Annotated in this window: 14 protein-coding genes; 4 read left to right on the top strand and 10 right to left on the bottom strand. The window is 56.8% G+C overall.

Annotation, left to right across the window (positions count from 1 at the left end; all coding sequences use genetic code 11):
* The gene (locus tag WCE46_RS08625) at positions 1-234 is read right to left on the bottom strand and encodes a helix-turn-helix transcriptional regulator (RefSeq protein ID WP_424733288.1); all 234 of its coding nucleotides are present in this window, start codon (positions 232-234) and stop codon (positions 1-3) included.
* A 149-nt stretch (positions 235-383) separates the two neighbouring features.
* Here WCE46_RS08625 and WCE46_RS08630 point away from each other — a divergent pair, with 149 nt between their 5' ends.
* Positions 384-1,349: a phosphoribulokinase gene (locus WCE46_RS08630; RefSeq protein ID WP_424733289.1), complete on the top strand. Its 966-nt coding sequence runs from the start codon at positions 384-386 to the stop codon at positions 1,347-1,349.
* 52 nt (positions 1,350-1,401) lie between these two features.
* Here WCE46_RS08630 and sepS read toward each other — a convergent pair whose 3' ends face one another.
* The 9 genes from sepS to WCE46_RS08675 are packed head-to-tail and all read right to left on the bottom strand — an operon-like array spanning position 1,402 to position 9,934.
* Positions 1,402-2,985: an O-phosphoserine--tRNA ligase gene (sepS, locus tag WCE46_RS08635; RefSeq protein WP_424733290.1), complete on the bottom strand. Its 1,584-nt coding sequence runs from the start codon at positions 2,983-2,985 to the stop codon at positions 1,402-1,404.
* Positions 2,982-3,893: a 4-demethylwyosine synthase TYW1 gene (gene twy1, locus WCE46_RS08640; protein ID WP_424733291.1), complete on the bottom strand. Its 912-nt coding sequence runs from the start codon at positions 3,891-3,893 to the stop codon at positions 2,982-2,984. Before twy1 ends, sepS begins: the two co-directional genes overlap by 4 nt.
* Positions 3,874-5,547 (bottom strand): arginine--tRNA ligase, encoded by a 1,674-nt coding sequence (gene argS / locus WCE46_RS08645; RefSeq protein WP_424733292.1) that lies wholly within the window; start codon positions 5,545-5,547, stop codon positions 3,874-3,876. The genes twy1 and argS overlap by 20 nt, the downstream gene beginning before the upstream one ends.
* Entirely contained in the window at positions 5,548-6,822 is a 1,275-nt protein-coding gene (gene prf1 / locus WCE46_RS08650) for a peptide chain release factor aRF-1 (protein WP_424733293.1), read from the bottom strand.
* 38 nt (positions 6,823-6,860) lie between these two features.
* Positions 6,861-7,754 (bottom strand): alpha/beta hydrolase, encoded by an 894-nt coding sequence (locus tag WCE46_RS08655; RefSeq protein WP_424733294.1) that lies wholly within the window; start codon positions 7,752-7,754, stop codon positions 6,861-6,863.
* Complete coding sequence (locus tag WCE46_RS08660) at positions 7,754-8,257, bottom strand: NUDIX hydrolase (RefSeq protein ID WP_424733296.1); 504 nt, start codon at positions 8,255-8,257, stop codon at positions 7,754-7,756. The genes WCE46_RS08655 and WCE46_RS08660 overlap by 1 nt, the downstream gene beginning before the upstream one ends.
* Positions 8,257-8,925: a 7-cyano-7-deazaguanine synthase QueC gene (queC, locus tag WCE46_RS08665; RefSeq protein ID WP_424733369.1), complete on the bottom strand. Its 669-nt coding sequence runs from the start codon at positions 8,923-8,925 to the stop codon at positions 8,257-8,259. The genes WCE46_RS08660 and queC overlap by 1 nt, the downstream gene beginning before the upstream one ends.
* A complete protein-coding gene (locus WCE46_RS08670; RefSeq protein WP_424733297.1) occupies positions 8,925-9,533 on the bottom strand; it encodes a 7-carboxy-7-deazaguanine synthase QueE in 609 nt (202 codons plus the stop codon). Before WCE46_RS08670 ends, queC begins: the two co-directional genes overlap by 1 nt.
* Positions 9,530-9,934 carry a 6-carboxytetrahydropterin synthase gene (locus WCE46_RS08675; RefSeq protein WP_424733298.1) on the bottom strand — a complete coding sequence of 135 codons (405 nt, stop codon included), beginning with the start codon at positions 9,932-9,934 and terminating at the stop codon, positions 9,530-9,532. Before WCE46_RS08675 ends, WCE46_RS08670 begins: the two co-directional genes overlap by 4 nt.
* A 168-nt stretch (positions 9,935-10,102) precedes the next feature.
* On the opposite strand from WCE46_RS08675, the gene WCE46_RS08680 reads away from it, so the two are divergent.
* The 3 genes from WCE46_RS08680 to WCE46_RS08690 are packed head-to-tail and all read left to right on the top strand — an operon-like array spanning position 10,103 to position 13,389.
* The gene (locus WCE46_RS08680) at positions 10,103-10,531 is read left to right on the top strand and encodes a 30S ribosomal protein S12 (protein WP_011991275.1); all 429 of its coding nucleotides are present in this window, start codon (positions 10,103-10,105) and stop codon (positions 10,529-10,531) included.
* A 5-nt stretch (positions 10,532-10,536) separates the two neighbouring features.
* Positions 10,537-11,169: a 30S ribosomal protein S7 gene (locus WCE46_RS08685; RefSeq protein ID WP_424733299.1), complete on the top strand. Its 633-nt coding sequence runs from the start codon at positions 10,537-10,539 to the stop codon at positions 11,167-11,169.
* Positions 11,170-11,193: 24 nt separating this feature from the next.
* A complete protein-coding gene (locus tag WCE46_RS08690; protein WP_424733300.1) occupies positions 11,194-13,389 on the top strand; it encodes an elongation factor EF-2 in 2,196 nt (731 codons plus the stop codon).
* Positions 13,390-13,428: the final 39 nt, after the last annotated feature.

The following is a 13,428-nucleotide window of genomic DNA, read 5'->3' on the forward strand; positions in this document are numbered from 1 at the left end:
TTAGTCCACGAGCACGACCCGGATCTCGGGTTCAGGCTCGTCATCTTCGAAGATAAACAGATCATCAATCGTCGTGTGCAGGGCCTTTGCGACATCGTGCGCCAGCTTGAGGGACGGGTTGTACTTCCCTTGTTCAAGAAAGACGATCGTCTCGCGCCGCACACTTACTTTTTTTGCAAGGTCGTCCTGCGTCAGGGACTGACGGGTGCGGTATTCCTTTATCCTTGTCTGCATATGGGTTCACGTTCCATACGTGTTATTTATTTCTAACACTCTCGGAATATTAAAGTTATCTATTTCTAACATTAACGGGTGAAAAAATTCGGCACGATCAGCCCGTGACGTGATCTTAATGACCGATGGCATCGCAGGTACCGTTACGCATGCCCCGAGTTCCACCGTTCAAGGAGATCATCGCCCGCTCTCCGCTTGTCTTTGTGATTGGCGTCGCTGGTGACAGCGGGTCGGGGAAGACGACGTTTACAAATGCCATCCGCCAGATCTTCGGCCCTGACCTTGTCGCCACCATCACGCTCGATGATTATCATAAGTACGACCGGGAAGAACGGAAACGTCTCGACATCACCCCGCTCCACCCGGATGCGAACAACCTCGCGCAGCTCGAAATGGACGTTGCCCGGTTAAAGGAAGGGTACGCGATCACAAAACCGGTCTACAACCACGAGTCCGGAACTTTCGATCCCCCGGTCCCGTTTGTCTCAAAGAAGATCATCATCCTCGAAGGGCTCCACACATTCTTTACGCCCCGGCTCCGGGAACTCATTGACTTCTCTGTCTTTGTCGACCCGGACCGGGAGATCAAGTACGCGTGGAAACGGCAGCGGGACACTAAAAAGCGTGGGTATTCCCCGGCCGAAGTAGCAGAAGAGATTGAACGGCGCGAAAAAGACTATGAAGAATTTATCGCGCCGCAGCGGTGCCTTGCGGATGCTGTCATCCGCATCAGTGCATCCTGGTACGGAAAGGAGAAAGGGCAAACGGAGAATATCTACCGGATCTCCCTCCTCCAGCACCGGATGAGCAGGGTGATTGCCGATGCAGACCTCACAATCGACCTCAATTCGCTTCTCCTGTTCCACGACCGGGACTTTTCTATCGAGTTCTCGACTGAGGCAGTTGCCTGCGAGCGGATGCGGGCGCTCACCTTCGATGGCGAGATGAACTACGAAACGGTCCGGAAACTGGAGAAAAGCATTGAGCAGCAGACCGGCGTCCACCCGATCGCAATCTTCGAGAACCGCAAAACCATCGCCGCGACCGATCTCGTCCAGCTCATCCTCTCGTGGCGGATCATCCACCGGCGGATTTTTTTGCAGGACCGCAGCTGATATTCCCGGTCAGGTGTGGAATCTCCCTGGAGTGCGGATGTGAAAAAAGATTTTAGTCAGCGAGTGCCGACTTTACTGCTAAAAAGACCGGTCCCCTGACATCGATCTTCTTCTTATTGTCGGTGATTGCCCGCATCGCGTAATCTTCAATCTTCAGGTTGATATCGCTCGGGTGCTTGGCCATCTTGACCTGCACGAGTGTCCCTTTCCCGCACCGGGCGGCCTGCTCGATCTCCGATGCCGCAAACGCGGACGCCGCGGCAAGGTAGGAGATCCCGGTCGCGATGCCGTTTGTCCTTACATCCTTCCACTTCTCTACATCGGGCACGCCGAGGATATTTCCCTCGTGGACAAAGATCTCGTTTGCGCACGCCGGCCCGCAGAGTTTCGCGTTAGCTTCTGTCTCTTCGATTGTCACTTTCACGTGCGTGCCAAAGAGCGTGCCGTCCCATGCCTCAAAAGAGCAGGGCCCCTGTGCCGTGGCATTTGTTGTGGCGACCCGGGCAATCGCGAGTGCGAGCGTCTTTCCTTCCACAGTGACCGGCTCCTCCCTGAGGTGCACGGCCCGTGCGGTCTCACGGTCGGTCAGCGGCCGGGGGAAGAACTGGGGATACGAGAGCTGCCGTACATCGTTTGAATTATACGCGATCATCGCAAGGCGTTCGACGCCAAGGCCGAGGTTCATGACCGGGACACCGATGCCGTACTCTCCGAGCGCGGAGGGGGAGTACATGCCAAAGGTCGCGACCTCGACCCAGCCGTGGACCGGGTGCTTCGCGTAGACTTCGGTCTGTGAGTCTGGCATGTAATACTTGGAGCGCTTGTCATCGGGCTGGAACCGGAAGTCCTCGTACCCGAACGCTGAAAGGAGCGCCTCGCTTACGGCCTTGCCATCGTCGATGGTGACATCCTCGCCCGCAACCACGCAGGACGCGGAGTGGTAGGTCATGAGCCGGGTCGGGCCTTCAGCCTGCTCGCGCCGGAAGCAGCGGTCGACCGAGAAGAGACGGATGGGCAGCGGAGTCTTCTCCCAGATCGAGCCGAGCGTCATGAACCAGCCGCTTGTCATGTGGCTCCGGAGCGTGCTGCGCGAGGACTCGGGAACGAGCGATTTGAATTCGGGGAAGACCGAGTCGAGGATGTGCACCACGTTCCCGTCATCGGTGTCGAGCACTTTTGCGAGCTCGTGCGTGAGTTCATCGCCGTCGATCTCCGACTTCTTGTACGCGTGGAGGGTCTCCCTTAGTTTCTCCTCGGTCGCAGTTGGCATCTGTTTTTTGAGGATCTCGTTGATGGCGTCGAGCTGCGCCCGGGCGATCCCGACATTCGGGCGTGGGAGACCGCCGATGTAGAAGACCCGGTCCAAAACGGCCATTGCTTCGGGGCCGAACTGCCGGTAGATGTCGCTTTCTTCGACGATCACCGGGTTCTCGATCTCATCAAATCCCAAAGAGAGATAAATTTCCCGTAACCGGTTGATGGTCTCGAAGATCGGGTGCGGCTGTGCCCGTTTGTACTGAAGGCGGGGGTATTTTTTGTCTTCGCACGGCGGGGTGACGACTGACGGGCCTTCGTGCCACGCCCCCTCAAAGTTTGCATGCGATTTTTCTTTCCATTCCTGCGGGTTGAATTTCAAGTTTCCTCACGCTCCAGGCAGATGACCCTGCTTAAGGGATTTTCATCCCGGATCTTATAATCGCACGATGCAGTAATTTTTTCGGCAAATGCCCGCACCTGTGCATGCTCCGGCATGTTGTTTCGTTGCAAACGATTTCTACTGTATCCCAGATACATGTATCCTTTTACCTCGACAAATGTTGCTCCCGCGTCCTGGAGGATCCTCGCGTACCCATCAGGATTTATATCGTTGTGCCCTGCCACGAGCGTGATCCGCACGGCAGAACGTTTTGTGGAAAGCTGACCGAGGCTTTCTTTGATCCGGCTCCAGAACCCATCAGCATCACCCATGGGCCGGCAGGTCTTTTCATATGTCTCCAGGTCTGGCGCATCGAGCGATACGTACTGCTGGAATGGCCGGCACCGGGCGAGCACGTCCGGGTTCGTGCCGTTGCTCACGACAAACGTGGTGTAGCCGTTCGCGTTGAAGAGATCAACCAGTTCCGGGAGCCGGCTGTACAGCGTGGGCTCCCCCGAGAGGGAAATCGCCACGTGCTTTGGTGCGAGCGCCTCTTTCCAGCGTTCTTCGGTAACGGTGTTGTCGAGCACCGCGTTGTAGCCGGCAAGCGCCTTTTTCTGGAGCTTGTGCACGCCGGCGAGAATAGTTTCGGGCGGGCATTCCTCAACTTCCGCCATCTCGTGCTCGAACGATCTCCAGCAGAAGAGGCAGCGCTGGTTGCAGCGCAGGGTGGGGGTCATCTGGACACAGCGGTGGCTGTCGATCCCGTAGAACTGGTGCTTGTAGCACATCTCTCCTCCCGTGAGCGCCCGCTTGCACCAGAGACAGGGCTTGAGTGCGGCAGTGGATGTAGGCGAAAAAAAGAGGTATCCCTGTTTATTCAGGGCTTTACATGGTTCGGATGGCATCGATCCCGAGCGTCTCAAGCGATTCTTTTAAGGTATTCTGCACGGCTTTCACAAGAGTAAGCCGGCGGTCCCTGACCTTGCCCTCGCTCTTTAAGACCGGCTCATAGTGGTAGAACGAGTTGAAAGTGTCGGCGAGCTCGTGGGTATAAGTGGCGAGAATGTGCGGGCGGAGTTCTGTAACCACTTTCTCTATGACACCGGGGAACTTTGCGATCTTCTTTGCGAGCGCGATCTCCTGCTCGGTTTCGAGGTCGTAGCACTCGATAAATGTGCCGGCCTTTTCAAGGATGCTGCATGCACGGGCGTGGGCATACTGGATGTAGGGGCCGCTCTGGCGCTCGAAATCGAGGGCTTCCTTCCAGTCAAAGACCGTGCTCTTCTCGGGCGAGATCTTCACGATGTCGTACCGGATGCCGGCAAGGGCGACAGACTTTGCGATACTTTTGCGGTTTTCTTCGTCGAGTTCCGGCCTGCGGGTCGTGACCTCGTCAAAGGCACGCTTTGTGACTTCTTCGATCAAGTCGTCGGCCGAGACAAATTTTCCCGCCCGGGTGCTCATCGAGCCTTCGGGCAGCGAGACAAACTCGAAGTTCACGATCTCCGGGGCTTTCTCACCGAGGAGTTTTAGCGTGCACTGGAGTTGTGCTCCGATCAGCTTGTGGTCGGCGCCGAGCACATCGATAGCGCGGTCAAAATTCACACTTTTCCAGGTATGGAAAGCAAGGTCCCTGGCCGCGTAGACCGAGGTGCCATCGCTCCGCCGGATCACGTACTTGTTGGTAAAGCCGAACTCCGCAAGGTCGAGCGCGAGGAGGGTATCCTCGTGACGTGCCTGTGGGAGTTTCTCGATCTTCCCGATGACCCTCTTCGTGTCGCCGTTCCTGACAAAGTCGCTCTCCCAGACAAACCGGTCGTGCTTCACGTTGAGGTTCTTTAACGTGACCGCGAACCCGTCAAGGCAGCGGGCTACTTCGTTCCGGAATTTTTTTACCGTTTCAGCATCGCCGCTCTCCACCAGCTGCATCAGTTTGTCAACCTGCTGCGTGACGCCGGGGTCCTTCTCGATCTCCCGATTGGCCTCGATATAGATTCGGGCGATATGGGCATCCTCTTTCTCACCCTCGTGTTGCGCATGTTCGAGGTGGTCGAAGCCCCAGGTCACAATCGCGATCTGCCGGCCCATATCGTTTACGTAATACTCGACTTCGAGCCGGTAGCCGGCCTTCCTGAACGCCCGGGCGAGCGTGTCGCCAATGATTGAGTTCCGGATGTGCCCTACGTGGAGCGGACCGTTCGGGTTCGCGCTCGTGTGTTCGAGCACGATCCGGGTCTCCTTTGCCGGGAGCGAGCCGTAACCGGGCCGTGTCGCCGCTTTCACGGCCGCACCCACGTAGGCACTGCCGAAGACGAAGTTGATATACGGCCCTTTTGCCTCGACTGTGATCCCCTGCTCTGCGAGGTCTTTGTTGTTTTTAAGCGCTACAACAATATCCTGCGCTATTTTTACCGGGGCCTGTTTCTTCTGCTTTGCAAGGCCGAACGCGACGGTCGAGGCGACGTCAGCATGCTCCCCGCCATCGATGAGCTGGACATCCTCGGTGCCCGCACATTCGATCAGTGCTTTTTTTATTATTGTCGTGGTGTCAAAAACCATTTAGTATCCCGTCCTGTACCGGAGAATGGCCGCAATTCCGCCGAATGCCGAGAAGAGGATCGACCCCTCCTCGAAGTCGTCCGAGATCAGCTCAACTTTCGCACTTGAAGCATCGGCGAGCTTTGCCAGTTCTTCGATAATATCGATCTCCTCGTCGAGCACGAGCGGCGCTGTGCACTTCGGGCACGAGCCGAACTCAATGTCGCGGACGGTTTTTCCTACCGGCATGCTCACGGTCCGCTCCTCGGTGTAATCGCAGCTCTGGCATTTTATCTTAAGCCGGGACTTTCGGAGGTTCGAGGAGAGGAGGAGCGTGTCGACTGAACCGAGTTCGAGGTTTTTCCTGATGCTCTCCTCCCCGTATGCAGCAAGGCCGTTATTGTCCTTTACCAGTTCTTTTAAGAACTTCTCCATGAGGGACTTCTCTTTGATGACCGTCATGCCCGAGAGCGCGTCCTTTGCGGCATCCACAAGTTCGGGGAGGCCGTCCTCGTTCGTGTAGGCTACATCAAAGAGGCCGATGATCTTTTTCTGGACCTCGTGGTGGAGGAAGTTCCCTGCCTCGAACTCCTCTTTTGTCGGGCTCGGGCCGCCGATTAAAAGACCCTTGAAGCGCTTGAAAAAGTCTTTTTCCCCAAGGAAGATCGCGCTTGACCGCTCGCCGACTTTCGTGTAGAACTCGTTAATGGCGATCTCACGGAGCCGGCCGAACCGTGCCGCCGACTGGCCGCCTTTGCGCATTTTACCGGGAACAGTTGAGGTTGAACCGCCGATGGGTTCGATTCGGTTGCCGCGTAAAAATCCCCAGTACGCCTCCCGCCGGTCAAGTACCAGCAGGCCGTAGACGTACTTCTCCTCGAGCATCTGCTTGAGCGGCTCGAGCTCAAAGTTCGAGCTGCACCGGTACATGTAAAGGTTGAGGGGCTCGGGAGGTTCGATGACCGTGCACTGGAGATCGGTGCGATCACCGTAGAGTTTGACCGTGCCACAGAAGACCGCCATGCCCTTCTCGGGCGGACGCTTGTAGTACTTGAGCCGTGAGAGGATGGAGGAGATGGCGCTCTGGACGTTTGTCCGGGTCTGCTTGCTCTTGATGTTCGCGCACTGGCCGTACTCGTCCTTTAACTGGCCGGTCACATCGTAGATCTGCTTATCGGGGGGGATGTAGAGCGTGATAAGCTCTGTGCCGTCTCCCTCCTGTGCCTCCAGTTTTTCGAGCGTCTTTTTGAACTCGTAGCGCTTGCGCGCGTCGTCCATCTCCACGGGTTCTGTCATGTGCGGAATTCAGCCTCTTTTCTAAAGCTAGTACCTATTCACGTTTGCGTACCATAAATTTGCGCCCATAGTGCTATGAGCCGGGCATCGACATCCGGGTTGATCCCGTGGTCGCCGTTGAACTCTGTGAATGTTTTTGGCTCGTTTGCCGTTGCAAAGAGGGATTTACCCTGGGCAAACGGGATGATCGGATCGGTCGCGTTATGGAACATCCAGACCGGGCGCGGGGAGATTGTCGGTAGATAAGTACTCGGCTCAAGCGATGTGGCAAACCGCAGGATATCCCCGGTCCCGCCCTGCTCAGCCACTGAATCCCTGATCCCCCAGTCGGAGGTGGAGATCCCCACGTACCCGGCAAAGTTCTTGTCAACTCCTGCTGCTACGGCCGCATACCGCCCGCCGTTACTCCCCCCGACCGCGTAGATCGGGACACCGAACCGGGCGGTAAGCATGGCCTGGGCTGACGAGATGTCGCAGATGGTCAGGTAATATTCGGGCCACTCCTTGTTCTCGAAGAGCGTATAGTCCGTCTGTGGGTTGAGCGGGTACCCGGTAGTCTCCCCACCCCGGCCCCGGTAGTCGAGGAACATGAAGGCGTAACCGGCCTCGGCATAGGTTACCATCCGTTCCGCGTGGCCTGAAATTTTCTCCCCGGCGCCCGGTAAATAGAGCATCACGGCCTTTGGATGTGCCGGTGTACTCAGGTACGTGACCACGTCGCCTGTCTGCGTGTGCAGGATAATTTTTGATTCGGTATAGGTCTGGTTTGAGAAGAGCACCGTCTCGTTTGTCGTGACCGGTGCGCAGGTTACCGAGAGGACACCGTTATTATCCACAGAATATGAGGGGGTTGCAGTGCTGCTGGTACAGCCGGCGAATGCGGCAAGCACCACGAGGCAGGCAAGTCCGGCGGCGATGAACGGGACGCGCATCACTCATCATCCCTGCCGCACCGGTGGATCAGGCAGATCGTCTTTGCATCGCAGATAGTGCCGTTTTCTACCATTGCGTCCATCTCGTCTTTTGTGACATCTATCACTTCGATGACCTCGTCAGCATCTTTTTTGAACTCGCTTGAAGGCACAAGGCCCCGGGCCTCAAAGAGCCAGATCTTCTCGTCCGTGAACCCGGGTGTGGTGTAGATGAAGCCCTTCGGTGTCATCGTTGTTGCCGCAACGCCAGCTTCTTCGATGAGCTCGCGGTGCGCGGTCGCTGCCGGGTCCTCGCCGTCTTCCATTGTCCCGGCCGGTGCCTCATAAATGTACTGGCCAATTGCGTACCGGTACTGGCGCAGGAGCTTATACCCGGTTGGAGTGACCGGCAGGATCGCAACCGCGCCTCGCGGGTGCACGATCACTTTTTCCTGTTCGAGGCCGTTTGGGAGCATCACCTTCGTATTTTCTATCCACAGGCGCCTGCCCCGGAAGATCTCCATTACTCCACCTCGTACGGGATCGGGTCTTTCATACCGAGTGTACGAAACGCCTCGCGCCGGAAATGGCACGAGCCGCAGGTGCCGCAGGCCTTATCCTCGTTCTGGTAGCACGACCATGTGTGCTCGTAGGGAACATGGAGGTCTTTACCGACCCGGAGGATATCGGTCTTGGTCATGTGGATGAATGGTGTGAAGAGTTCGATATGCGAGCTCTCTTTTGTCCCGAGTTCGATCACACGCCTGAATGCATCGATGAATGCCGGCCGGCAGTCGGGGTATCCGGAATAATCGAGTGCCTGCACGCCGATAAAGATTGCATCTGCTTCGTTTGCCTCGGCAAAACTGGTCGCGATTGCGAGCAGGTTCGCGTTCCGGAACGGCACATAGGTATTGGGAACATGCGCCCGGGCCGGATCAAACCGGTCGACTGCGATCGTTCTGTCGGTCAGGCTGCTCGCCCCGAACTGCGCGAAATACCGCAGGTCGATTTCGGTAAATACCTGTGCCCCAAGCAGCCCGGCAATCTTTTTCGCGCAGGCCCGTTCCTTCTTCTCTGTGCGCTGACTGTAATTTGCGTGGAGGGCGAGGATATCGTAACCTTTGCTCTTTGCCAGATAGGCAAGGGTGGACGAGTCCATCCCCCCGGATATAAGACAGACCGCCTTCATCATTTCACCCCGAGCACCTTGTGCAGCTGGATCTGGAACCGCACGGGCAGGTTGTTTGCAAGGATAAAGTCCACGAGCGGCTGGTAATCCGTGCCATAGACCGGGGAAAAGAAACACTCGCCGGCAATCGTATGGTGCTCCATCACATCCCTGGCATACCGGCAGTCCTCTTCGTTTGCGACAACAAATTTCACGCTGTCCTCAGGCCGGATTGCAGCGAGCAGCGACAGGTCGCTTTCCTCGCCGGATGACGGACACTTCACATCCATGCAGATGGATGCATACGGCTGGACTGCGGCAAATGCGATCGTACCGTTTGTCTCGATATCGATTGCCGTGCCACGTCTTGCAAGGGATGGGAGCAGGCGGGCGAGTTCATCGATCTGGAGCAGTGGTTCACCGCCTGTGATACAAATCGAGCGCGGGTTCTCGCGCCAGCACTGGTCGAGGATCGCCTCGCAGCTCATCTCCGTTCCCTCTCCTTGCGCGTATGCAGTGTCGCACCAGCGGCAGTGGAGGTTGCAGCCCGCGAGCCGGATAAAGAGGCAGGGTTTTCCCTGGTTTCTTCCCTCCCCCTGGAGGCTTGAAAAAATCTCTGCGATCTTCATTCAACGATCTCGGCAAAACAGTTCGGCGATTCCCAGACCCGGAGCCGTGTTACGTGCGCCGCGATCTGCCCGGCCTTACAGAGTGCTTCAATATCGTCCCTGAAGACTCTCGCGAGCAGTTCACTTGTCGGGTCGCCCGGGGTCGTGAGCACGTGCTGGAACTTCTCAATGGCAGCGACCATCGGGTCGTCGCGGTTGAGGATGATCTGGTGGTCGTACTTTCCGATGACCTGCTTGATCACGTTGTAATCGATCAGGATCCCGGTTGTCGCGTCGGGTTCTCCCTCAACCCAGACCTCGACTTTCCAGCGGTGGCCGTGGAGGTTCGCGCACTTCCCCTTATAGTGGAGCAGCCGGTGGCTGGCATCGATCTGGACTTCCTTATAGATCGCGACGGTCATGGTTGCTAAATATTGGCCGGATGAGGATATAATATTATTACGAGTGAGGGATAATAGTACAAGACAGGCAGGTGGAATGCCACAATTTATAAATCGGTTCCCCGCTTTACTATATATCTCAGTGTGGGTTATCGATAACCACGAAAACAACTGAAATGAGGCTCTTTAATGGGACAGGGTAAATTTGCAGCCAGAAAACTGGTTCGGGACTCAAAAAAATTCCGGTGGAGCGACAAGAATTACGCCCGCCGTGAACTCAACCTCGATGTGAAGTCGGATCCGCTCGAAGGCGCTCCACAGGCGAGAGGTATCGTGCTCGAGAAAGTCGGTGTTGAGGCCAAGCAGCCCAACTCGGCGATCAGGAAATGCGTTCGCGTGCAGCTCATCAAGAACGGCCGGCAGGTCACCGCGTTTGCGGTTGGCGACGGTGCGATCAACTTTATCGATGAGCACGACGAGGTCGAGATCGAAGGTATCGGCGGCCGTCTGGGCCGGTCCATGGGAGATATTCCCGGGGTCCGGTACGTCGTCACCAGCGTGAACAATGTCTGCCTCCATGAAATGGTTATTGGCAGGAAGGAGAAACCGCGCAGGTGATCGTGATGGCAGAAGCAGATGTAAAAGCAAAGACCGAAACAAAACCTGAAGCTGCAACCGAGGCAAAGCCCCTGGCAAAGAAACTGCTCTTCAACAAGTGGGACGTCTCCGAGGTCAAGGTTACCGACCCGAGCCTTATCCGGTACGTGAATCTCACCCCCCAGATCATCCCCCACTCCTGCGGCAAGTACTCCCGCCAGGAGTTCAATAAGGCCAATATGATGATCGTAGAAAGGCTGATCAACGGCCTGATGCAGACCGAGAATAACACCGGCAAGAAGCAGCTGGCAATAGGGATTGTGCGGGATGCATTCGAGCTCATCAACAAGAAGACCAAGAGAAACCCGATTGAAGTCCTTGTCGAGGCAATCGGGAATGCTGGTCCCCGGGAAGAGACAGTCCGCCTGAAATACGGTGGCATCAATGTCCCGAAATCTGTCGACACATCCCCCATGCGCCGTGTCGATTCCGCTATCGGGTTCATTGCCGAGGCAGTCCTGAAGTCCTCGCACAACACCAAGAAGCCCGCGAGCGCGATCCTTGCCGATGAACTGATTGCCGCATCAAAAGGCGACGCAAAGTGTTACTCGGTTGGGAAAAAGGAAGAAAAAGAGCGGATCGCAAAATCCGCCCGGTAAACATCTTTTTTTGAGGTTATTTTCATGGCACGAGGCAAAAAAACGGTTGAGCGCGTAGTAGAGCTCATGAAGGACCCCAAGCATATCAGAAACATCGGTATCGTGGCACACATCGATCACGGTAAAACCACCCTGTCCGATAACCTGCTTGCGGGTGCCGGTATTATTTCTGAGGAACTTGCGGGTAAGCAGCTCTTCATGGATTCGGATGCAGAAGAGCAGGCCCGTGGTATCACCATCGATGCGTCAAACGTCTCGATGGTTCACGAGTACGATGGCCAGGACTATTTAATCAACATGATCGATACGCCGGGCCACGTGGACTTCGGCGGCGACGTGACACGTGCGATGCGTGCGGTCGACGGCGCGGTCGTGCTCGTGGATGCGGTCGAAGGCACGATGCCCCAGACCGAGACCGTGCTCCGGCAGGCATTAAAGGAGCAGGTCCGCCCCGTCCTCTTCATTAACAAGGTGGACCGGCTGGTAAACGAGCTCAAGGTTGATGAGACCGAGATGCAGATCCGGCTCGGGAAAGTCATCGACAAGGTCAACAAGCTCATCAAAGGCATGAACGAGGAGTCGTATAACAACGGCTGGAAACTCGATGCATCGGAGGGCACGGTCGCTTTCGGCTCCGCGCTCTACAACTGGGCAGTCTCGGTGCCGTACATGAAGAAGGGCGGCGTCTCGTTCAAGGACGTGTTCGAGAAGTGCCGTGCCGGCGATATGAAGTATCTCGCGAAGAACAGCCCGCTCTACGAAGTCGTGCTCGACATGGTCGTGCACCACCTTCCGGACCCGCTTGTCGCACAGAAACGCCGTATCCCGGTTATCTGGCACGGCGACAAGGAGTCCAAGGAAGGAAAGGCGATGATGGACTGCGACGCGACCGGTCCTGTCGGGCTGATGGTCACCGATATCTCGTTTGACCCCCACGCGGGCGAAGTTGCCACAGGGCGTCTCTTCTCCGGCAGCCTCAAGCGTGGTGACAGCCTCTACGTCATGGGTTCAGCGAAAAAAGAGAACCGGCTCCAGCAGGTCGGTATCTTCATGGGCCCGAAGCGTGTCGAGGTCGAGGAGATTGTCGCGGGGAACATCGCGGCAGTTACCGGTCTCCGGGATGCGATGGTCGGCTCCACGGTCACTACCCTCATGGAGATGGCGCCGTTTGAGTCGCTCAAGCACTACAGCGAACCGGTCATGACCGTTGCGGTCGAGGCAAAGAACATGAAGGACCTGCCAAAGCTCGTCGAAGTGCTCCGGCAGGTCGCAAAGGAAGACCCGACGCTCGGTATCGCCATCAACGAAGAGACGGGCGAGCACCTGATCTCCGGTATGGGCGAGCTGCACCTCGAGATCGTCACGGGCCGTATCAAGCGTGACAAGGGTGTCGAGATCGTCACCTCCGAGCCGATCGTGGTGTACCGTGAAACCGTCACGGGCAAGGTCGAGAATGTCGAAGGCAAGTCCCCGAACCGGCACAACCGGTTCTACTTTACCCTCGAGCCCCTTCCCGATGAGATTGTCGCCCTGATTAAATCCGGCGATGTATCGATGAACCAGCCGGCCATCGAGCGCCGTGACGTGCTCTTAAATGCCGGCATGGGCAAGGACGAGGCAAAGAACGTCAAGCATATCAAGGGCACGAACATGCTCTTCGATATGACGAAAGGTATCCAGTACCTTAACGAGACGATGGAACTGATCATCGAGGGTATCAATGAGGCACTTGCCGGTGGCCCGCTTGCCGATGAGCCGGTCCAGAACCTCAAGATGACGCTGACCGATGTCAAACTGCACGAGGATGCGATCCACCGTGGCCCGGCACAGGTCATCCCGGCGGTGCGTGGCGCGATCAAGGGCGGTATGCTCATCGCTGGCGACTCACTCCTCGAGCCGGTCCAGAAGATCCAGATCACGGTCCCGATGGACCAGATGGGTGCTGCAACCTCCCAGATCCAGGGCCGGCGCGGCCAGGTCTTTGATATGCAGAGCGAGGGCGACACGATCACAGTGGTCGGGAAAGCCCCGGTCGCCGAGCTCTTCGGGTTTGCCGGTGACATCCGGTCCGCGACCGAAGGCCGTGCAATGTGGAATACCGAGTTCTCGGGATTCGAGCTGGTCCCCAACAGCATGGTAAAAGAAGTCGTCGTCGCTATCCGCAAGAGGAAAGGCCTCAAGGAACAGATGCCGACCCCGGCGGACTACCTGTCCGTCTAATTTTTTTAATTTTACCCGGTCCCTTTTTTTAGAATTGCT

Source organism: Methanoregula sp. (assembly GCF_049690535.1).
In the GTDB taxonomy this organism is placed as follows: domain Archaea; phylum Halobacteriota; class Methanomicrobia; order Methanomicrobiales; family Methanospirillaceae; genus Methanoregula.

Bases quoted from the DNA above. Each gene is read 5' to 3' on its own strand.
- WCE46_RS08625 (WP_424733288.1), bottom strand. From the start codon at position 234: ATGCAGACAAGGATAAAGGAATACCGCACCCGTCAGTCCCTGACGCAG.
- WCE46_RS08630 (WP_424733289.1), top strand. From the start codon at position 384: ATGCCCCGAGTTCCACCGTTCAAGGAGATCATCGCCCGCTCTCCGCTT.
- twy1 (WP_424733291.1), bottom strand. From the start codon at position 3,893: ATGCCATCCGAACCATGTAAAGCCCTGAATAAACAGGGATACCTCTTT.
- argS (WP_424733292.1), bottom strand. From the start codon at position 5,547: ATGGTTTTTGACACCACGACAATAATAAAAAAAGCACTGATCGAATGT.
- prf1 (WP_424733293.1), bottom strand. From the start codon at position 6,822: ATGACAGAACCCGTGGAGATGGACGACGCGCGCAAGCGCTACGAGTTC.
- WCE46_RS08655 (WP_424733294.1), bottom strand. From the start codon at position 7,754: ATGCGCGTCCCGTTCATCGCCGCCGGACTTGCCTGCCTCGTGGTGCTT.
- WCE46_RS08660 (WP_424733296.1), bottom strand. From the start codon at position 8,257: ATGGAGATCTTCCGGGGCAGGCGCCTGTGGATAGAAAATACGAAGGTG.
- queC (WP_424733369.1), bottom strand. From the start codon at position 8,925: ATGAAGGCGGTCTGTCTTATATCCGGGGGGATGGACTCGTCCACCCTT.
- WCE46_RS08670 (WP_424733297.1), bottom strand. From the start codon at position 9,533: ATGAAGATCGCAGAGATTTTTTCAAGCCTCCAGGGGGAGGGAAGAAAC.
- WCE46_RS08675 (WP_424733298.1), bottom strand. From the start codon at position 9,934: ATGACCGTCGCGATCTATAAGGAAGTCCAGATCGATGCCAGCCACCGG.
- WCE46_RS08680 (WP_011991275.1), top strand. From the start codon at position 10,103: ATGGGACAGGGTAAATTTGCAGCCAGAAAACTGGTTCGGGACTCAAAA.
- WCE46_RS08685 (WP_424733299.1), top strand. From the start codon at position 10,537: ATGGCAGAAGCAGATGTAAAAGCAAAGACCGAAACAAAACCTGAAGCT.
- WCE46_RS08690 (WP_424733300.1), top strand. From the start codon at position 11,194: ATGGCACGAGGCAAAAAAACGGTTGAGCGCGTAGTAGAGCTCATGAAG.